This window comes from Serratia plymuthica, assembly GCF_018336935.1.
GTDB classification, from domain to species: domain Bacteria; phylum Pseudomonadota; class Gammaproteobacteria; order Enterobacterales; family Enterobacteriaceae; genus Serratia; species Serratia plymuthica_B.
In genome coordinates this window covers 2381412-2404246 of sequence record NZ_CP068771.1, presented here as the reverse complement: position 1 = coordinate 2404246, position 22835 = coordinate 2381412, and the positions used below count along the sequence as shown (strand labels likewise).

At 59.0% G+C, this 22835-nt stretch carries 2 protein-coding genes; both read right to left on the bottom strand.

Translation table 11 applies throughout. The annotated features are described in order from the left end of the window. Positions 1-6: 6 nt before the first annotated feature. Positions 7-16035 (bottom strand): SDR family NAD(P)-dependent oxidoreductase, encoded by a 16029-nt coding sequence (locus JK621_RS11150; RefSeq protein ID WP_212559843.1) that lies wholly within the window; start codon positions 16033-16035, stop codon positions 7-9. Then, on the bottom strand, positions 16028-22810 hold the full coding sequence (locus tag JK621_RS11145; protein ID WP_212559842.1) for a type I polyketide synthase: 6783 nt from the start codon (positions 22808-22810) through the stop codon (positions 16028-16030). The genes JK621_RS11150 and JK621_RS11145 overlap by 8 nt, the downstream gene beginning before the upstream one ends. Positions 22811-22835 lie beyond the last annotated feature (25 nt).

The following is a 22835-nucleotide window of genomic DNA, read 5'->3' as shown; positions in this document are numbered from 1 at the left end:
TTGGCGCTAAACATCCAAAGCTGCCACCTCCTCAGGCGATAAACGTTCGATCAGCATTTCGGGAACGGGAATGTCCTCCACTTTCAATTCCGGTTGTTCCACCATCAGCGTCAATAAAAAGCCCAGGTGCTCAGCAAGCACCTGAATCAGATCCGGGGAGAAATATCTGCGGTCATAGACGAATGGCAGGCTCAGCACGCCGTTTGTCTTCAACAATCCCATTAACAAGGGGGCTGCGGGCTCCCTTTCTTCCAGCGACATCGGCAGCAATTTTCGGGCGAAAGCCGTGACCTCAACAAAGCTGTCCCGATCATTACTGTCGACCGCCAGGCTGCCCAACAGGGTGTGTTCGTGGGCGGCGCTCCCTGTGAGGGCGAGTTGCCGATGCAGGGCAACAAAATCAAAGTGCTTATATTTTTGCACCTGCAGGATGGCGTCTTCATAGGTGCGCCACACTTGTTGCAGGTCGAAATGAGGTTGAAGCGTTAATACCAGGGGAACCGATGATGAGAAGTCACCGCATACCAGCTCAAATTCATACCGGTCTCTGAGGTTGTACGCCATCTGGATCGGTATGTTCACGCCGGTGATGCGATACGCCAGCACCGCCAAGGCACAGGTCGCGAGCTGTGTGAGCGTGGTCTTATGGCGGCGATTCGATGCCTGCAATTGGCCAAGCAGCTCATCCGAGACGGGCAGATGATAAACCCCCGCCTTGCCAACGTTCCCGGCCTTGTTTGGCTGGTCTTGGCGTGCGATGCATTTGTCGCGCAGCGCAAAGGGCGCGCGTTTGTCGCGTAACTGACCCAACCAATATGCAGTCGCGCTATCCCGATGTTCGCCAAACTGGCTCAAGGCGAAATGCGCATATTCAGCCGTGGGTTTGTCGCAAACAAACTCGGTGTTGCTGAGCAGCGCGGTATAGCGGAGATAGAGCTCTTGCAGCAGCATGAACAAGGTAAAACCATCGGCATGGAAGTGATGCGTCACCAGGTAAATCGCGCCCAGATCTGCGCCGTTATGGACAAGATACACAGCGAACATCGGCATCCGATCCGCGTGGAACAGCGCCATGTTCACCGACTGCTGGAATCGCGCGAATGTCTGTTCGAACGTTGCCCGATCGTTGATATGAGGCCAACAGATTTCCCGGCATTCCAGCGTTAACGCCTCATGCACGACCTGCGCCCACTGTTGCGCGACCCGTTCGGCGCCGGTTCTCAAAATCGCGTGGCGGCGCGCCATGTCGTTCAACGCCTGATTCAACAGCGCCAGATCGATGGGCATATCCAGCCAAAAGCCCTGGCCGATATTAAAGGTTGCGCGTTTTTTCACCTCGGTTTCATGCAGAACGAATGCCTGGATGTGGCTGGTCGGGTAGTAACGCACGCCCTCTTCCAGATACATCCCCAAAACATCCGCCTGATTCCCGTGTTCCAGCGCCTGTCGGGCGCAGGGGGCATTGCGGTTAAACTCAACATGCAGATTGGCTGAGTCTTTCCAGACGCCAACGCCCTGCTGCAATAGCCGGCCCAACTCGGCGCGCGCCAGGCTCAACTCATCGGCCGTCAAGGCAGCCGACCGGCGTATCGCCAGCGAGGCCGATTGAATATAGGCTGGGTGCGACGCGCTTGCGGCGTCTTGCGGCCCCGGCGCGGAGAGCGGACTCGCGGCAATCTCCCCGGCAATCGCCCTAAGCGTGCCGCGAGTCAGCAGCTCGGCATCGAACGCCGTGCCAAACGCAGAGTTGATCCGGTTAAGCAAACGCAGCCCCAACAATGAATCGATGCCGTAGTGCGTTATCGGCTCATCCGGATCAATCTCTGTGCCGGCTAGGCCAGCCAGTTCCGCCAGGATGCCGAGCAAGTTTTGCACAATCGGCTGGGCGGCCGCCGGGGGCTGCGCGGGCGCAAGATCTGCCGATGATTTGCCTGCAGGCGCAGGTTCGGCGTTGCCGGCCCAGCATAAACGCGCCTCAAACGGATAGGTCGGCAACGACAACGGGAACTTCTCCGCCGAAGAGAACGCCTGCGCGATATCGGCCCCGGCGTGGAAATCCTTGGTCATGAAGTCTATGCCATCGACATACAGCCGGGCTAACCTCAACCAATTCCCGCTATCGCCCGGATCCTGAATGGCTTGCCGCACGCACGCGACGGCGGACGAAGCCGCATGCTCCTGGCCGCCGGCATTCGCTTTGCCCCGGTAGCCGGAGTCCGCCGGGGTTAAATCCGCACCCGCTATCACCTGAGCCAGGAAATGGCGTAATTCTTCGACGCCAGAAACCGCGCAGGCGCAGCGGTAGGCGAAATGCGTTCGGCGCAACAACAAGTTGGCCGCCAGCTGGTGCAGATCCAATTCAGGCCTGGCCTGCACAAACGCCAGCAACTCACGACAACGTTGCCGCAGCGCCTTTTCGCTCTTTCCCGACAGTGCGATATACACCGGCCTTGCGCGTTCAAAGCCCGAGGCAGCCGGCGAAAGGCGGCTATCCGCCCCCTCACGCGCTTCCCCGTTTGCATCAGGCTCGGCGACAACAAGGTGAACATTGATCCCCGTCGCTCCGAATGAACTGATTGCGGCCCGGCGCGCTTGCCCTGCTTCCGGCTGCCAGGGAACCGTTGCCGAATTGATATAAAACGGGCCGTCTTCCAGCGCAGGCAACGTCTCCCGGTCTTCGGTCTTCGGCGTGCCGGGAATCGCCCGGTGCTTGAGCGCCAGCAACACCTTGAACAGGTGATTCATTCCCGAACTGTGAAACGCATGGCCAATGTTGTTCTCGACGCTGCCCAGCGCGCAGGATTGACGCGCGCGCCCCTGGCCTCGAAACACCTGGTTCAGGGCGGCTATTTCCGCCGCATCTGCGGCGGGCATTCCCGTGGCATGGGCTTCCACCAACGTAATGCTCTCCGGGCGGATATCAAACCGTTGATAGGTATCGGACAGCAGCGCTTCCTGCGCCTTGGCGCTCGGGGCCATCATCCCGTGAGTTCGGCCATTGTGGTTGCTGCCCCAGCCTTCGATCACGCCGTGAATCCGGTCCCCCTCCGCTAATGCCAACGACAAGGGTTTCAAAATAATCACCCCCACCGATTCGCCGGGCACCATGCCGCTGGCGCGCGTCGAAAATGCGCCGCCGCGATCCGCCTGCGATAACAGCCCAAAGCGGGCAGCGCTGATCAACATATTCGGCGTGGAGTAAATCTGCGCCCCGCCGGCAATGGCCACGTCACATTGGCCCTGCGCTAAATGGTCGCAAGCCTGCGCGATAGACAGCAACGATGACGCACAGCCGGCCTCTACGGAGAGACAAGGCCCCGACAGGTCCAGGCTGTAAGAGACGCGCCCCGGGATCTGGGACAGCGTGATATTCGGCGCGAAGTGCTCGCCTGCGGCAAAGCGCAGCGTGTAGTCGCCCCCGCTGCCGCAGAAAACGCCCCAACGCCGGCCGGAGAGCGTATCAGGCCGCATTCCCGCATCCTCAATCGCTTTCCAGCTTTCCTGTAAGAACAGCCGTTCGCAAGGGTCCAGCATCGACGCCTCTTGCGGAGACAAGTTGAAAAACAGCGGATCGAAGGATTTTATCTCCGCGAGAAAAGCGCCGTAGCCTTCATACTGGCCGGCAGACCAACCGCGATCATCCGGCGGCGGCGTAAACGCGGATTGGCCCTGATCGAGCAGTTGCCAGAATTCATCCGCATTTCGGGCGCCGGGGAACTGCCCGGACATCCCGATAATCGCAATGCGCTCTCGCCCCGGTTGGCGCGGCTTCGCCACAGGCTCTTCCGCATCGGCCACTGTGTTTTTTTTCGCCGAGGCATTCTGATAAATCGTCCGGCAACGGTCGGAAATCATGGCTACGCTTTCGCGTTCAGACAACAGGTGAAAATGGTCTTTGGCCCGGGTGCGGAACACGTGAGCGCCAGGCAGATACTCTAGCCATCGCTGACAATGGCTCTCGTCATGGGTGAGCGCCTCACCCAGAACATGGCGATTGTTTTCAGCTAAAGCGGACGACGCACTCCCCCTGTCTGGCCGTTCATCGTTGAGTGATGGGCTCAGGGTCATGTAGTGCAAATCGATATCCTGGGCATTCGGCAACGCTTTCACCACGTAGGCCGCCATGGCTTCGCGGTTGTGCTTCAGGATCTGAGCCATATTCTCGATTTTTTCTTTCACCACCGACAATGGCTGCTCCACGCCTTTTCTGAGGCACCCCTCAGCCAGCCACGTCACCTGTTTATCGGCGTCAATGCCCATTAATTCCTGCTCCCTGTAGGCAAGGTTTTCAAACGCTGCCTGCTCCGACGCCAAAATTTCTTTCAAACTATAGTGCAAAAAGAAATTCGCGCTCATCAACAAGGCGTCGCGATAATCAAATGGCGACGACTGGCGCAGAGGTTCGGGTTGCGGGAACGGCGGCTCCAGCAGGATCAGGCTCGAAACCCGGTAGCCCGCCAGTTGCAGTTGCCGGGCCATTTCATAAGCGATAATCCCGCCCATGGAATAGCCTGCCAGTTCATAAGGCCCGGTGGCGTTGCCGGCCTGAAGAATTTCAATATAGTAATTCGCCATGTTTTCGATGCTTTTCAGCGGCGGGAACCGGGTCAGGAAACCGCGCGAATGAATACCCCATATGGCGTAGTCATCGCCCAGATTTTCGGCCACCTTCAGATATAAGCCGGTAGACCCCGTCAGCGGGTGGATCCAGAACCGAGAGCGGTCATGTTCCCGCTCATCGCCGGCGCGCAGTCGTCGGCTGAGAGGAATGCACTCCGGGTACTGTTTCAACCAGGCCTTGCCCACTTGCCGGCCGTGGGCGGCGGCGCCTTGTTCGGCGCTCAGCGCCGGCGCTGCTGCTTCTGCGCTTTCGGCCAGGCGACCACGCGGCAAGGCGTGCAAATAGGCTGACAAGGCATCAATGCTGGGATGCTCAAAAATTGCATTAATCGTCACCCCGGCCGCTAATGACCGGTTAAGGGCTTCAATAAAGCCAACCGCATTGATTGAATTTAACCCGAGATCGGTAAACGGCTGATGGTTGGCAACCTCATCCTCCTCAAAATACAGCGTCTGTATCAGTAACGAACGAACCTGACGCGCGATGGCGTCAAGCGACGACGTTTTGCTTTCGCTCATCGTTGCATCGTTTGCTGTCTTGGCCGGTTGCGCATGCGCAACCGCAGGCCCGCGCTGCGTTGTGGGCGAAAGCGTGGCCCAGTAGCGTTTACCCTGGAAAGGATAGACCGGCCCCGCGCTGCGCTGCGGTGGCCGTGCCTCTCGGTATAATTCAAACCAATCGACTTCAGCGCCGCGGCTCCAGGCGTCGGCCAATGCTTGCCATTGGCGTGCGGCGATCCAGGCCTGAATTTGTTCAGGCGGCACCACGTTTTCATCCCCCCAAGCCTGTGCATTTGTGACATTGTCACCACTTTGCGCACTCATGTGATAAACGCCCGGCGCTGCCTGGCCGGCAATAAACCGCGCTAACTGTTCGCGCAGTTCTGCGCCATCCGCTGCGACAAAGGCGACGCGTTGCGCCATGGCGTCTCGCCCGGTTTGCAGGCTATAGGCCAGCCGATCAAGCCGCGTTGCCGGCTGATCCCGGAGAAATTGCGCGCAGGCCTGGACATAGGCTTGCAGCGCTTCGGGGGTTTTTGCCGAAATGGGTACGATCGTGGCATGCGCGGCGGCCCTCGCCGGTAACGGCGTTTTTGACGCCGGCCCGGATTCGGGGTCGTCCGCAATATATTCTTCAATCACCGCATGCGCATTGGTGCCGCTGATCCCCGTCGCGCTGATGGCCCCCAGTCTGGGCTGCGTGCCCCGGCGCAGCCAGGGCTGATTCTGTCGTTCGATGGTAAAGGGGGTCCGCTCCAGATTGATGTAGCGGTTGCATGTTTCAAAGCTATGGGTCGCCGGCATCGTCTGATGCGTTATCGCTTTCAGCATGGCGATGAGACTGACCACGCCGGACGCAGCAAAAGTATGACCGATCAGCGGTTTAATCGAACCCAGCACGCAGCGATGGGGACCGCCGCCGCCACCGGCGAAGGCATCGGCCAGCGCTTGAACCTCAATCGGATCCCCCAGCTGCGAACCGGTGCTATGGGAGATGACGTATTGAATCGCGCGGGGATCAATCCGGTAGCGATCATAGATATTTTTCAGCAATTCAGCCTGGCGCAGCGGATTCGGCGCCGTGATGCCATTGGTTTTCCCGTCGTAATTCACGCCGCTGGCTTTAATGCAGCCATAGATCCGATCGCCGTCGGCTTTGGCCTTTGACAAAGGTTTCAGCAATACCGCCGCGACCGCCTCTCCCGGCACCAGCCCGTTGGCGCGCTGATCAAATACGCTGGCGTTGCCGTCGGGCGACAGCATCCCGCTCCGATGCATGCTCTGATACACCCACGGCGTCATTAACAGGTTAATCCCCCCTGCCAGCGCCATCTCGCAATCTCCCTGGCGCAACGCCAGGCAGGCCTGATGAACGGCGACCAGGCCCGATGCGCAAGCCGCGGTCAGGGCCAGGTTCGGCCCTTTCAGATCCAGAGCATATGAAATCCGCGCTGCCAGCGTGGCGTTCTGATTGCCATTTATCGACCCTTGATCGCCGACAAGCATGCCGTAATCGCTCTCTTCCGCACCGACATACACGCCGCAGGACATGCCGCGGATGCGCTGCCCCATGTAACCTGCATCTTCAAACGTGCGCCAGGCTTCTTGCAGAAAAATGCGCTGTCTGGGGTCCATGTCCATCGCCTCTTTCGGCGTGATATCAAAGAAAGCGGCATCAAACCGCATGATATCCGTCATGAACGCGCCCCATTGCGGAACAGCCGTTCCGTTGTCGGTGACTGCGCCCCAGTCCCAACGCGGCTCAGACATCTCGCCGATACCGCTTTTCCCCTGAATCAACGCATCCCAGAATTCGTCGATGCTGTCCGCCTGCGGAAAACGGCCACTCATGCCGATGATGGCGATCGGCTCTTCAGCGGCCCCGATCTCGCGGTTCGGCGTTGGCGCAGAGGCCACTTCGGGAGGCGGCGCCTGGGCAGGCGTCGGCTGAACCAAGGGGATGGCGGCAGCGCCGGTATCCTCGGCTATGTGGGGCGACAGCATGGCATGCAGCGCCGGCGCGTGTTCACGGCAAAAGTATTCCGTTAGCCGTTTAACCGAGGAATGGCCGAAGAGCACCGTTGGCGTAATGTCGAGATTGAAACGTTGGCTCAATTCCCGGGAAAATGACGCCAGCGTGATCGAATCAAAACCGAAATCGGCAAAACCGCTGTCCAACCCAATCCGATCAAGCGGAGTGCCGAGCAAGCGATTGATCAGCGTTTTCAGTATGTGGCTGACTTCGGCGCGAATATCGGCCGTTTTTCCGGCATGGAGAATCGGTTGTTGCAGATCGCGTGCGGTAACCTCCGTGGCCATGCCATCGTGCGACGGGCCGGACGAATCAGGACCGGCCACCCTGTGTTTATCCAATCCCAACAACTGGGCGGCGCGAGCGGGCTTTCCGGCAATAACCAGATATTGCCCCTCGCCTTGCTGCAACAACTGCTCGAAGACCTGCAGCCCTTCCGCACTGTTAAGCGCCCGCTGCCCGGTCGCGCTGAGATAGAAGCCGGCGCTTTCTTTGTCGTGCGCGCCCATTTTCCCTTCAGCCCAGAAAGGCCAGTTGATAACCAGGGTTTTGCCGCGCAGATGGCCTTGTTTCACCTGCTCCATGCGGTGCTTGCCATAGCTCATCAGGAAACGGTTTCCCATCGCGTAATCGCAAGAACCGAAATCGCCCAAGAATGCGGCGCTGGAGGAGAAATAACAGACAAAATCCAGCGGATCCTGCGTGAGCAATTCGTCTACTCTTTGCGGCCCATCAACTTTCGGCTGCAGGACCGCTTCGAATGCCTGACGAGATTTGGCAAAGACAGGTTCCCCGGCTTCAATACCGGCGGCGTGAATCACGCCAAGGATCGCCCCCATCGCTTGCCTGGCCTGCGCCAGATTAAAACGCATGGCGCCGGCATCGCACACATCCGCCTGGATGTAATGCACCTGTCCCCCCAACCGCACCAGCTCGTCAACCACCGCGGCCCGTTCCGCATTCATGGCGGTGCGGCCAGTCAGAATCAACCGGGCGGAATAACGCTGCGCCAGGTAGCGGGCGAAAATCAAGCCCAGGCCGCCGAACCCGCCGGTGATCAGGTAGGTGCCCCCCTGCTTGATCCCCGTTTCCTCCGGCCCCGTCAGAGACGCGGGGCCAGGCTGAACCTGCAGGACGTGCCGCTCTTCATTTTCATAGCAAACGCTTTCAAAATCTTGCGCCGTTATGTGCTGGTAAAGCCGCGAGAGGTAAGGCTCGGTGACGGCGTACGCAGCCAATACCGCGCGTTCATCGGCCGCTGCGGCCCCTGAAACAACGCTGGCGGCAATGGCGCATTGCGTGGACGGCAATGCGGCCGTCAGGGAACGCTCGATGCCAATCCACGACTCCAGATAGGCCCGGTCAAGCGAATGGTGGCTGGCGCCGGCCAACAACAGACGTTGTGGCGCCATGCCGGTTTTCACCATCGAAGACAGAAGATGATGCAGCGCGGCATAATCCGGCAAATGGCCGCGCTCTTCCAACGGCCATAGATACAGGATCGCGCTGCGCTGAGGGTCGATCTGCGCCGATTGCAACTGGGTGAAGCAGCGGTGATAGTTCTCCGTCAGTGCCTGTTCCTCGCCCGCATGCGGCAGCGAGAAAACGCGTTCTGCGCGGCGTTCCGGCTCGCGGGAAACAAACACCACTTCGGTTTGCGGTGCCAGCGTCTTCATGTGCGATCGCAGCAAACGCTGGCTTTCCGGCTGCGACAAGAAGCAGATCAGCGTGTTGAAGTCTCGCGGCGGCCGGGGCGCGGCCGGCGCAGGCATCTTATGCCACGCCTCCGTAAACAGCATCAGCCTCTCGGGCTCTTCCGGGCTGACAGGCGCTGAACCTGGCGCCGCCGTCACGTCCGAAGGGGCCGCCGATGCGGCGTGAGCGATCCGCCCCAGGTCGTCCGGGGCGGGAAGCCAATGCTTCTCTCGGGCAAACGGATAGCCTGGCAGGCTAATGCGGCAAGGTGTCGCCAGCGGGTATAACTGAGGCCAGTCCACCTTAAAACCTTCCACCCAAAAACGGGCGATTTTGTGAACGGCGTTTTGCGCTATCCAGCGCTGAAGCAGCGCGGCGCTATCCTCCGCCGAGAGAAAAACGCCGCTGCGGGCGCTGTCTTTGCCGTTGCTGACGGCACTTCCCCGCCAGCTCTGCTCAGGCAAACTGGCGTCGTTGGCAAAGGCCGCCAGTTTCTGCTCCAGCTCCCTGAGATCCCGTACGACAAACACAACGCGCTCTTCCAATGACCGGCGCCCCACCTGCAGTGTAAACGCCAGATCCTCAGGCGCCAGTCCGTCGAGATTCGGGTGGTTCGCCAGGAATTGCGCCAGATTGCCCGCCATAACCCGCAGCCTGTCTTCATTTTTCGCAGACAACGGCACGATCAGCGGCTGAGCACTCGCCGTTCTGCGGGAGACCGGCGGCAGAAATTCTTCGACGATCAGGTGCGCATTCGACCCGGTGGCGCCAAATGAACTGATCCCGGCGCGCCGGGGCACGGCGATCGCTTCACCGTTGCGTTCCACCCTTGGCTGCTCCCACGCCTTCGCCTCGCGTTGAATATAGAAAGGCGAATGCTCCAGTTCCAGATAAGGATTCACCCGTTCTGCATGCAACAGTGAGGGCACCAGCGTTTTATGATGCAGCTGAAGGATCACTTTACTGAGCCCGCTGATGCCCGCAGCGGACTCCGCATGACCGATGTTGGATTTCACCGAGCCGATCGCGCAGAACTGCTTGTCGGGGGTATGTTGCCTGAAGGCTTTGACCAACCCCTGAATCTCGATCGGATCGCCCAGCGCCGTTCCGGTGCCATGCGCCTCGATATAGCTGATGGTGCGCGGATCGATGCCGGTCTTTTCGTAACAGCGCAGCATCAAATCGGCCTGCGCCACCGGGCTGGGAACGGTAATGCCGCTCACTTGCCCCACATGGTTGATGGCGCTGCCCTTGATCAACGCATAAATATTGTCCCGGTCCTTGAGCGCCTGAGAAAGCGGCTTAAGCAACACCGCGCCGACCCCTTCTCCGGAGACGAAACCGTTCCCGCCGTCGCCGAACGTCCGGCAGCGGCCATCGCTGGAGTACATGTCCGCCAGCCCATAGGTCATGTACTTGTAAGGATGCAAGGACAGATTAACGCCGCCGGCTATCGCGACCTTGCTTTCCCCCCGATGCAAACTTTCCAGAGCCAAATGGAGCGCCGTCAGGGAAGAGGAACAAACCGTGTCGATGGCAAAAGAAGGCCCGTGGAAGCCGCAAAAATAAGAGACCCTGTTAGCGATGGGGGCATGGTTCATCGACAGCGGCATGACCTGCCCGCGATTGACGATTTCCGCCGCGATCAGGGCATAATCGTTATGCATTACCCCCACAAAGACGCCGACGTCGCGCCGTTTATTGGGTCCCTCTTCAGCCACCAGCGTCTCCGGCGTGTAACCTGCATCCTCGATCGCCGTCCAGCAGGTTTCCAGGAACAGCCTCTCTTGAGGGTTGAGCCATTGCGCCTCCCGCGGGGATACGCGGAAGAACTGGGCGTCGAAACAGTCCACATCGTCGATAAATCCACCCCAGCGTGAAATCGGGCGGCCCGAAGGGGAAGCGACGCCATCCAGGACCTCTTTCCGCCATCTCTCCGCGGGAATTTCCGTCACGGAATCCTTGCCGGCGTTGAGATTGGCCCAAAACTCCGCCATGTCCCGCGCTCCGGGGTATCGCCCCGCAATCCCGATCACCGCGATATCTTCGTCGCCGCTCGCCGCAGGTTGCCGAATGTCGGCAGACGAACGAGGCGCTTGCTGTTTCGCGTCGTTCGCTGCGACATCCGTTTGGCTCTCGCTCTGCGTCTGGGGAGAAACGCCCTCCTGTGCGGCGCTTGCCTTATCCGCCGCGAGGAACGACATCGGATACTGCTCAAGCAAATACGCGGCGAGTTCACCGACGTTGGCATATTCAAACAGCACCGTCGGGTTCAATTTCACCTTGAGCGACTGTTCCAGCAACTTCACCATATGCAACAGCCCGGCGGAGTCCAAACCCAACTCGTAATAACCGATATCGGTTTCAATCTCTTCAGGGCTTTTCGTCAGCGTATCCGCCAGGATCTTTTTCACGCGCTGCTCAGCGCATTCCAATGCTGAATCATGCGTATCCGCGGCTATGGCTGCGGTTACAGACAGGGTTTCATTTTTCATAGGCTCAATGTGCTCGGCGGACATGACGGCGGCAGCGGCCTGCGTCGTCACGGCGGCCTGAGGTTGTGATGCGTTGATCGCCGCGGCGTCGCGCACGCGCTTGCAGGTGAAATTTTTCAGCTCGCCAATCTTTTCTCCGTGGGGAGTAAAGAACTCCATGGTCAGGTAGGAGAGCTGCGGCGTTTGTTTCAGCGAGTCGCGGCCGATGCGGGTAATACACTGTGCCGATAATGGCGCCGTCGCCCGGAAAGATTCGTAATAAAGCGGCAAGAAGATATCCTGCTGCGCGTTCTGCTCCAGAAACAGGCTGCCGGAGCCGATGGCGCTCCCGTCGATCAACACCGGATGGAACAGATAGTCTTCGGCGCCGGGCAAGGGTTCTTCAGGCACGGCAATGTCGATCAGATTTGCCATGGGCAGGTGATAAATGACGCCGTCGCCGACCATCGGCCCGCTGTGGCGAATATCGGTGCCGCCAAAGGTCTCATAGGCTTCACGTAGCCCCAACCGCCCGGTAGCGCCCTGTTTCAACGGGGCTAAATCAAGCGTTTCATCAAACGGCGCCGCCTGAACCGAGTGCATTTCCGCACTCATATAGGTCTTCAGTTCTGACTGCCGATGATCATCAAACACTTCGCTGCCTTCAACGCGAAGCTGCCAGTACCCTTGCTCATGTTTTTGGCAACTGATGTGCGCCTCCACCGCGTAATCGTCGGCGATGGTCAGGGGGTGGTGGATCACCAGATTACGCATTTCCAACCGCCGATAATCCATGCCCTGGCGATGGAAAAATTGGAACAGCAGATCGATGTACGCCAGGCCGGGCATCAGCGATTGGCCGAATGCCTTGTGATGGCGTAAAACGGGATGATGGCGATTAAAAGGCCGGCTCCAGGGATGCCCGGCCCTAAATAATCCCACTTTCCCAATCGGATAATGGCCGTCGGCAATTGCGCTGCCCGCTTGCCGGTTTTTTTCGCTGGGGCCGGCGTCCGACGCACGGAAAATCTCTTTCGCAAAGCGATAGCCAGGCAAGTGAATTCTTTTGGGCGCCGACGAATAGAAGCTTTGCCAATTAACGGGGCGGCCCTGCAGCCAGGCGCTGCCGATAGTCTCCAGCTCGGCATGGGAAAGCCGCTGCAAACCGCGATCTTGATAAGCCTCAGCGCTTAACGGCGGCTGCTTCCTGGCGGCATTCGCGGCATGGCTTGTCGCGGTTTGCTTGCGGCAAAAGGCCTGTAGCTGCCGCAGGCAGTCACGATGATCGCGCACGATCATCAAGAAGCGTTCCGGCATCGCTTCTCGCCCGATTTGCAACGTGTACGCCATGGATTGCATAAAGGCTTCGCTCTCGCGGCCCTGTCGCCCCATCGTCTCCAGCCAGGCGCTCAGCGCCTCGGCCTGCGCGTACAGTCGGTCCGGTGTTTTGGCCGACAGGGGAATAATCCAACCGGCGTTGACCGGTTCGGCTGCCGCTTGCGTCGCGACATACTCTTCGATCACCAAATGGGCGTTGGTTCCGCTGTGGCCGAAAGAATTCAGGGCCGCCAGCCGGGGTTTATCGCCGTGGCCGTGCCAGGCGGAGGCCGAGCTCTGAAGATAAAATGCGGAGTCATCCAATTCGAATAACGGGTTGATTTGCCGATAATCTTTCAAACCCGGCAGTTGACGGTGGCGCATCGACAGCACGATTTTTATCAGCCCAATCACGCCTGACGCGGCAGAAGTATGGCCAATATGCGATTTCACGCTGCCCAGGGCGCAGAAATGCCGCTTTGCGGTCAGCGCTTTAAACGCGCGCACCAGCGCATTCACCTCAATGGTATCGCCCAATTTGCCGCCGGTGGCGTGAGCTTCAAGGTAGCTGAGCTCTTCGGGATTAATGCGATACTTATGATAGACCTGTTCCAGCAATTGTTGCTGCGCGGTTCCGCTCGGCGCCGTGATGCCGTTGCTGGCACCATCCTGATTGATCCCCGAGGCGCGGATGACGGCGTGGATGGGATCGCCGTCCGCAATGGCCTGATCCAGCCTTTTCAGCACCACCAGCCCAATCCCTTCCGACAGCAGCATGCCGTCAGCGTCCTGGTCAAAAATGGGGCATGCCGCCTGGTGGGACAACAGCCCAATACCGGACAGACTCGCCAGCGCGTCGGCATCCAGCGCCGTAAAGACGCCGCCTGCCAGTGCAAGCTCCGTCTCCTGGCGACGCAGGCTTTCACACGCCAGGTGTATCGCCACGGCTGAAGATGAACAGCCGGTATTTACCACCAGTGCCGGGCCTTTCATATCCAGAAAATAAGAGACGCGCGACGCGATGATCGCCTCGGACGAGCCAACAAAAGAGCCCTGATGGTAATTGGCGGGCTCCGCGCCAATAAACACCCCCGCGTTGGCGCCGGACAGCGCTTTGGGGTTATAGCCGGCATCTTCCAGCGCCTTCCAGCTTTCCTGCAGCACCAGGCGCTGATGAGGGCTCATCGACAGGGCGTCCTGCGCGGAAATGCGGAAAAACCCGGCATCGAAACAGTCCCGGTCTTTAACGATACCGCCCCACTTGCAATAGGTTTTCCCGTCCCGGACGGCCGCGTCCTTGTCCGTATCGGCGGAATATCTCGCGGGATCCAAATAATGGTCAGGCAAGGCTTCAATCCCGGCATTATCTGCCGCAAGATTGTCCCAGAAACCCTGGATATCTTCGGCGCCGGGGAACTGCCCCGCCATGCCGATCACCGCGATGGCATCCGTTTCAACGTTCCGCTGCCCGGAGGCTTTCGCTTCTGGTGCGGCTTTCGGCGGCGCAGGCTCTCGGCGCCGGTCTGCAGGGGGTTGCGGCGCGGCGAGAGGTTCAGCAATGACGCGCAGCTCGGGATAAGCCCGGCAGATATGCGCGCTTAAGGCTTCTATCGTCGCATAGTCATAGAGCACCGCCGGGTTTAGCGCGATCCCCAGTGATTGATTGATCTGATTGATAAAGTTGACGCTGAGAATCGAATCAATACCAAAATCCGACAATGCCGTCTGCTCATCGATACGCTCGGGCTGCAGGTTGACCGTCTTTGCCAGCCCGTCAATCACGCTGTCCGTAATATATTTCAGCCTGTTTGCATCGTGCGCGCTTGCGGCGGCCGGCCCTTGCTTATCCGTATGCGCCGCAACCGCCTCGCCGCCCTCGCGGGCGTTGGAAGCGGCCAGCGAGGCGCGCACGGCCTCACTGGCGCTGCGCTGGATATGGCCGCTCAACGAGGCGACGGAACGGTAATCGTAAAGCGCGGCCGGGTTCAGGCGGACGCCAATCAATTCGTTAATTTTATTGGTGAAATTAACCGTCAGAATGGAGTCAATGCCGTATTCGGAGAAGGCGGTTTCGGCATCGATCTGCTCAGGAGAAAGGTTCACCGCTTGCGCCAGAGCAGACAGGATCGCCTCGCTGATGTGCGCCGCCATGCGCTCTTCGGTGAGGCCGGCCTCGGGCGCCGAAGCCGGTGCGGCGGGACGAGGGGTCGCCTGTTGTTTTGCAGGCTGATGGCTTTTCTTCGATAGCGTCGCTTGCTGGCGAATGACGCCGTTGCTGAGGGCAACAATAATGGTTTGCCCTAATGCATGGGCTTTCTGCGCCGGAAACTCAACCGAATGAAACCCCTCTTCTTCCAGAATTTCTCGCCAGGTGTCAGGCGCTATCGCCGGGCTGCCTTCAATGCGCAACGCGGTGTCCTGATGCAACCACCAGCCTTTGAGCAGCCCGAACGTCAAATGCGTAAACACGGACTTATCGCTCAGTTCATTGATGATCACCATGCCGCCATTGCGCAAGGCGGCTTTGCAATGGCGCAGCGTGCTCCGGATATCCTTGGTGGCGTGGAGAACATTGGTCGCGATCGCCACATCAAAAGACGCGGGAGGGATCGGCTGCGTCGCCAGGGGTTGCTCAATATCCCACAATGCATAATCGAGAAACGGGCAGGTTGGCCCATAACAACGCCGGGCATGCATCAAAAAGGCTTGCGAGAGATCCGTATACAAATATTGTCGAATATTGCGTTGGTGCGTCATCAGCGCCGGTAAGACCATGGCCGTCGTGCCACCGGTGCCGGCGCCGATCTCGACCAGACTCAATTGCGCTTCGCGATCCTGGCGCAGCACGCCGCTCACATAGTCGCTGACGGTTTCCGTCAATACCCGATTAAACAAATCTGAAACCGGATTATCCTTATAAATCCCTTCGACTTTTTCCATCGACGCATTGGGGAATAGCACTTCCGTCGCCGGCAGCTCGCCGGTCAGGATCTGCGGCAGATGGCGCAAACAGGCATCAACCAGGTTCATTTGGGTCATGCGCGCAGGGTCATGACGGTGGCCGTCGCGAAAATCATCCCATGCCCGCCATACCGCTTCCGCTTGTTCCGCACTCGGTCCGCGGCAAACCAGGACGCCGTCTCGCCAGGCGATCAATTCGGCTGCAAGCAACAGCCTGATCGACTCGCGCCACCAGGGCTGGAACTGAGGGTCAAGGCCCCAACGATCGGCGTGTTCAGTAAAATCCTCCCGATGCGCCGAGGCTGAGAAAACGCCAAGCCGATCGAGCTGTAGATACAGAAGTTGAGCCAGCCAGGCGTTAATGGCGTGAGGATGATGGGACTGCAACAACACGTCGGTCTCTGTGTCCCATTGATTGTCAGCGATCTTAGGCATTGATCATCCCCTGATTAAAGGTGTCGGGTGAAGGTTGTCGTTGATGGCTGACCAGCACGGACTCATGCGGATGCAGATTCATCAGTTGCTGTACCGGCGCAGAGGCATTCAGGCAGACGAACTGCCCCTGGCGCTTCTGCTGCAGCAGCGTGACAAAACGCTCAAAACAGGTGAAACCCTCCGCATCACTTAATGCGAAAATGCTTTGGCTGGCCGGCAAACCGGCCAGTGAGGCTTGCCAGAAGCCCCAATTGATGATTCCCACCGGATACCCGGCCTGAGCCTGCAGGGTGCGCACCAGCGTGTCAGAGAACGTAATCCCGGCGGCATAGGCCGACAGCGTCGCGGCGCCGGAAAACGAGAAGGCCTGACAGGAAGAGAAATAGACCAGGAAATCCAACGATTCCTGCTGGAGCGCCCGGTAGAAATTGAGGCTGCCTGACGCTTTGACCTGCAGTATTTGCCAGAAAGCCGGTTCCGTCGTCTGGCTGATGGTATTTTCGGCGTCAAAAACCAGTCCGGCGAATATCGCGCCGTCGATGCGGGGATATTTCAGCTTGATTTGCGCCAGGGCCGCCTGCAAAGAGGCCAGGTCCGTCGCATCGGCCTGGAAATAATCAGGCCGCTCGCCCACGCTTGCCAATGCATCCAACCGGCTTTGCACCGCAGGGCTGGAATCAGGCTGGCGGCCCAACCAAATCACTTTCGCCCGGTAATGTTGTAAGAGCTGACGGGTGATGACGCCGCCCACTGTCCCGCTGCCGCCCAGAATCAGATAGACGCCGCCATGTTTGATGGCGTTCTCGTCGCTGTAACTGCGCGGATCGAGACGGAAGAAGGTTTGCCGGTAGCGCCGGCCGGAAAACAGGCGAATTTGTTCGCCGCGCTCACTGGGCGCTTCGTTGATGATCTGCCGCAGCAATGTTTCTCGCCGCGCGGGCGATTGCACGTCTCGCAGGGAAACGTCCAAATTCCTGACCCTGAAACGGTGATCGCCCTGAGCGATGGAATAAGCCAGGCCGGTAATCCCGGCGCCGTGGCAACGAATCTCATCGGCTGACAACGCGTGGTTGTCTTGGGTAATCACGGTAAAATCCAGCGCATCCTCTTTCGCCAGCCGCTGTTGCAGCGATTTTGCCAAACGCAGCAGTTGCAACTCGTTGCGCTGCAAACTGGCCGTGAGCGTTGCCGCATCCGCCCATGGTTGGCTATCCGCGCCGTCGGCAATGAAAAAGACATGCTGTATGCCGCCGACGTTATCCAGGCACTGGCCGAGCGCGTTTTCATTCCGGATGTCGCACGTCCAGCTGTCGGGGCCGGTCTGCCGCGTTTCCCCCGTCGCCGCGTCGCTCAGGGAGAAACGCACCAGGCGTGCGGTTTGGCCGCTCAGTTTGGCGATCAGCGCAGTTTCCAGCGCCATATCCCGCTCCCCCGCGACAATCAGCACCTTTCCCGTCATTGGCGAGGCCGTGATGCTCTCCAGGGAGGCGTCATCCGTTTCCCAGAGCGCGACATGGCTGAAGTCATCGTCTGGAGCCAGATTCTGCGCGGCGCTCGTGGCGAGATCCTCGGGCACGGCGTCTGGCGTTTGCGCGGCGCAGAGGCTCAACGCCGCGTGGCGGACATCTTTGATCCAGTATTGATCGGTCGCGAACGGGTATGTCGGCAGGCTGATGCGTTTTGGCCGCTGCTGCGGGTATAACCGATACCAATCAACGTCCATCCCCTTCACCCATAACGCCAGGATTTTTGCGTGCTTACGCTTATGGAACCAAAGATCGAGGGTAGCGGTCATGTCTTCGTCCGTGACGAACATGGCCAGCATCTCTTTATTCTGTCGGACATTACCGCGATACAGGCCATCGATAGCCTCTTCCCCCGCCAGGAACTGGTTGAGTTTCTCAGCCAGTTCGTCAAGGGATGAAACCAGGATCCCCAACCGTTGCTCCATCGCATCTCGCCCGACCTGCAAGGTATAAGCGAGCTCATCCAACGGCGGCCGCGCCTTGTTTTCGGCCGTGATGCGGGAGAGCAGATTCTGCGCCGCCGCCATCAGGCGCTCGGCGTTCTTTGCCGAGAGGATCACCATGGCGAGTTCCGCAGGCTCTTTGCCCCGCTCGTCCGTGGCCGTCGTTCCGCCGGTGTATTCCTCCAGCACGATATGCGCATTGGCGCCGCCAAAGCCGAAAGAGCTGACGCCGGCCCGGCGAGGTTGCGCCTGCCCCTGCGCATCCTGAGGGGCAAGCCAGGGCTGATTCTCCCGCACGACATAAAAGGGCGAGTTATCCAGCTGGATATAAGGATTGAGTTGTTCGGAATGTAAACTCTTCACCAGCGTCTTGTGCTGCAGCTGCAATAACACTTTGATCACGCCGGCAATGCCGGCCGCCATTTCCAAGTGGCCGATATTGGTCTTTACCGAGCCCAAACCGCAGTGTTGAGGCCGGTCGTGCAGATCGGTTGCCGCCGGCGTCTTGCGATATAAGTCTTGAAACGCGCTTTTCAGCCCATCGATCTCGATCGGATCGCCCAACGGCGTTCCTGTGCCGTGAGCCTCGATGTACCCGATACTGCGCGGATCGATCCCGGCTTTGGCGTAAGCCCGCTTCAACAAGGCCGTTTGCGCTTTCGGATTGGGCGCCGTTAATGAATTGGCCCGGCCGCCGTGATTTTCCGCGCTGGAACGAATCAAGCCATAGATATGATCGCCCGACGCTTCCGCCACGCTGAGTTTGCGCAGGAAAAGCATGCCGACGCCTTCTCCCCGCACATAACCGTTAGCCGCGCTGGAGAAGGTTTTGCAGCGGCCGTCCTGGCACAGCATGCCGGCCTTGCTGAAACTGATATACCCGTCCGGGGTTACCAGCGTATTCACGCCGCCGACAATAGCCTGTTCACATTCGCCGGCGTTGATAGCCTGAACGGCGCGGTGAATGGCGATCAACGAAGAAGAGCACGCGGTTTCCACCGGCTCACTGGGGCCGTGAACATTCAGGAAGAAACTCATTCGGTTAGGTCCGACGGAGGGGACAATGCCGGTCAGCGAATACCCTTCGATGGGGAGCCTGGCCTCTGAGATGAGGCTGCCGTATCCGCTCATGCCGGTTCCCACGAAAATGCCGGTGTCGGTACCGGAGATTTCGCCGGCGCTGTAGCCCGCATCTTCAATGACGTTCCATATGTAAGTCATCAATAAGCGTTGTTGAGGGTCCATCAGCTCGGCTTCTTTCGGCGAAATGCCAAAGAACAGCGGATCAAATTCATCGATACCATCAATGAATCCGCCCCATTTCACCTGGCATTTATTCACTTCACGCAAGGGGTCGCCATACAGTGCCCGCCAGTCCCAGCGTTGCTCAGGAATTTCGCTGATGCAATCTTTGCCGTTCACCAGGTTGTCCCAAAAGGCGTCCAGATCCTGCGCCATCGGGAAACGACCCGTCATGCCGACAATGGCTATCGGCTCGTTTGCCGGCGCGGTGGGCGCCGGGGGATAGACCGCCCCTTGTCGAGGCAACGTCCGGGGCGCGCGCGCCGTCTCGTCATGGCGCTTAGGTTCGCGTGATTGCCCCCCGTTTTCTTGCTCAGTGTCTGCGGCGGGCTGCGCGAGCGGCTCATGTGCGGCAAGCAGCGTCGAGAATGCGGCCGGATGGGTTTGCGCCAGATAAGCCACAAACGCCCCCAGGGTGGAATATTCGAAGAATACCGTTGGCGTCAATGTCAGCGAGTATTGGCGATTCAACAGGTTGGTAAACTCCGTAAGCTGAATGGAATCCAGACCAAACTGAGACAGTTCGGCATGGGGATCGATTCGCCCCGCTTCCAGCTTCCGCAACCTGGCCAGTGACTGCTGCATCAAAGGGAGCAGCTTGTCTTGCAATCCTTTGTTTTCGGCGCTTTCCGCCGCGACGCGCGGGTCAGCGGGCCGTGTCTCGGTTGTTGTCGCCGTGCGGTCGGTGGCCGGCGGCGCATTGTCCACCCCTCGGGAAGAAAAGCCGCCGAGCCTGACCCAAACACGGCCGGCTTCGTCGCACAGGTCGTAATCCATTTTTTTGACTTTGTCGGTTTTAGCGGACCCGGTTTTATACCGCGCCCAGACCCACAGGCGTTCGGGCAGCGCGCTGGCGCCCTCTCGCGGGAAGATGTCCAAATGTTCCAATGCAAACGGCAATGCGAATTCAGGGCGTTCAGCGTCGACCAGCAAACCGGCGGCCATTTGCAAGGCCGAATCCATCAGGCTGGGGTGCAAAAAGAGTTGACTGTGGCTCCTGGCCACGCAGGCGGGCAATTCGATACGGGCAATAGCCTGGGTAGCGCCCTCATCTATCGAGATCACGCCCTGATAGGCCGGGCCGTGAAGAATGCCCATTGCGCTGTAAGCGGCATAACATGCCTGGCTGTCCAGATGCCTGACGGCGCATTGGCGCTGCAGAGCGCGAATATCGATTGCAGGTGGCGCCGACGCCCCGGCAGGCGCTATCCCGGCCTGTCCGCGGCAATGCGTGACTCTTTCGCTCCCCGCGGCGGAAGCGCCGGTGCTGTATATCTCAAAGCCGAAACGCGCATCGCCTTCGGGATGCAGTTCGACCACGACGTGCAACCCTGGCGCCGCTACGCGCATTGGCCGTATCCAACTGATATTTTCCAGCCTGATCGCCGCCGGCTGGCCCAAGGCATCGGCCAGCGCCGCGCGCGCCAACTCCAGATAGGCAACCCCGGGCAGCACTTTCTGGCCTTTAACCAGATGATCGGCCAGAAAAAACTCATCGCCGGTATAGAAACTGCTGTAGCGCTGAGTATAAAAATCCGACGTATTTTGCTGCACTAACGGATGTAGGTGCCGATGCGTCTGCGCATCGGGCGGCGCTGACGGCGACACCGCCGCGCTCCAGTAATGTTCAAGGTTAAAAGGGTAACGCGGCAGCGACAGCTTGTTAAACGTCGGTATGCCAAGGGTCTGATGCAGCGGGAAGTCGACGCCCTGAACCCACAGATCGATAAGAAAGCGTTTGTCATTTTCCCAATCCAGCGTCGTCAACAAGTCCGACAGCCGGTGGTGGCGGTTAAATATGTCGAGCGCCTTATGCTCATCGCGCGCCCCGCTTTTCAGGTAGTAAGCTTTCTGCCCTTTGGCGGCGATAAACTGGGTCAGCTTCTCTTGCAAATTTTCGGTGTCGGTATAACGAAAGACCACCCGGTGCTCAAACTTATTGCGCGCGGTCAGATAGAAATATTCCAGCGCGCCCGGCGGGACGTCGGGGGACTGCTGCAAAAAGGCCAGGAGAGATTCCGCATAGCGGATCCACTGCCATTCATGCAGCGCCGACAGCGCCAGAAAGTACCCCTTCTCCTGCGAATGCGCCTCATCACCGGCGCTCTCGCGGCGATCCTCGTAACCGGAGAACGCCTCCAGCAGCAAATGGGCGTTAACTCCGCCCGCGCCAAAGTTGTTAATCGCGGCCCGGCGTGCGATCTCCCGGCCATTGGCATCCACCAACGGCGGCCACTCTTCCGTCTCCTCATTGAGGTAAAAACGTGAACCTTCAAGCTTGATTTTTTCACTGCAGCCGGTGAAATCCTTGATGCCCGGCTTTTTCCGCGTTTTAAACGCGTGCAGCACGCGGATCAGCGACACCAGGCCGGACGCCGAATTGGCATGCCCCATATTCGGTTTAAGCGTGCTGATTTTGCAGGGCGTGCCCGTCGAGGGCGCCAGGCGCGTTGCCAATTGCGCATCCGCACGCTTGAATCCCTTGATTTCTTCGGCATCGGCCAGCAGCGATGAGGCGCCATGAGCTTCAATATAGCCCAGGGTATCCACATCGATACCGGCTTGACGATAGGCGCCGACAATGACCTTCGCCTGTGATTCGGCCGACGGCATCGTGAGGCTGCCGTAGCCGCCGGTATGGTTGACGGCGGAGCCTAAAATAACCCCGTGGATGTTATCCCGATCGTCGATAGCCTGGGATAACCGCTTGAGCAACACGGTGACCGTCGCCTCGGCGGGCAGAAAGCCTTTGGCATCGGCCTGAAAAGGCGAACAGCTCGCCTCGCCCCCGAGAATGCCCAGCGATTCCTGCCCCAAATACGATCCGGCCAGCGCATCGCCGAATAACAGGTTAGCGGCGCCGACCAGCGCATAATCCGTCTCTCCGCGCAACAGCGCTTCCTTGGCCTGATGCAAAGCCACGCTGGCGCCGGAACAGGCCGTATCGATATACAGGCTTTTGCCGTTGAAACGAAAAGCGTGCGAGAGGTAATTCGGTAAAGACCAGGACATCATGCCCAATATGGAATAACTCGTCAGCTCAGCCTTGGCGAGAAACGGCGTATAAGCGGCGCCTTCCGAGGCGATATAGACATCGACATTGGCGTCGCGTAGCTGCTGCGGCAAATAACAGGCGTCCTCCAGGGTATGCCACACCGACATCAAGAGTAAACGCGTCCTGGGATCCATGTACTCGGCCTCCATCGGGCCGATATTGAATACGTCAGGATCAAAGCCGGCTATATCGTGCAAAAATGCGCCATATCTGTTGCGCATTTCCGGCCCGGGAAAGTGATTGTCAGGCACCGGTGAAAACAGCGACGCTTGCTTATCCAACTTGAGGCAAAATTCTTCGATAGAATCGGCGCCTGGGAAGAACCCGCCTATACCGATAATCGCGACAGCGTCTTTTTTCTCATCCGGGCTCAGACTTTCCGCTATTTCCTTATCATGTATATTATTTAATATTGAGGCGTTTTCACTGTCGTTATTTTGCTTCGTCACTTGTTTCTCCAATCACTTTCCCTGG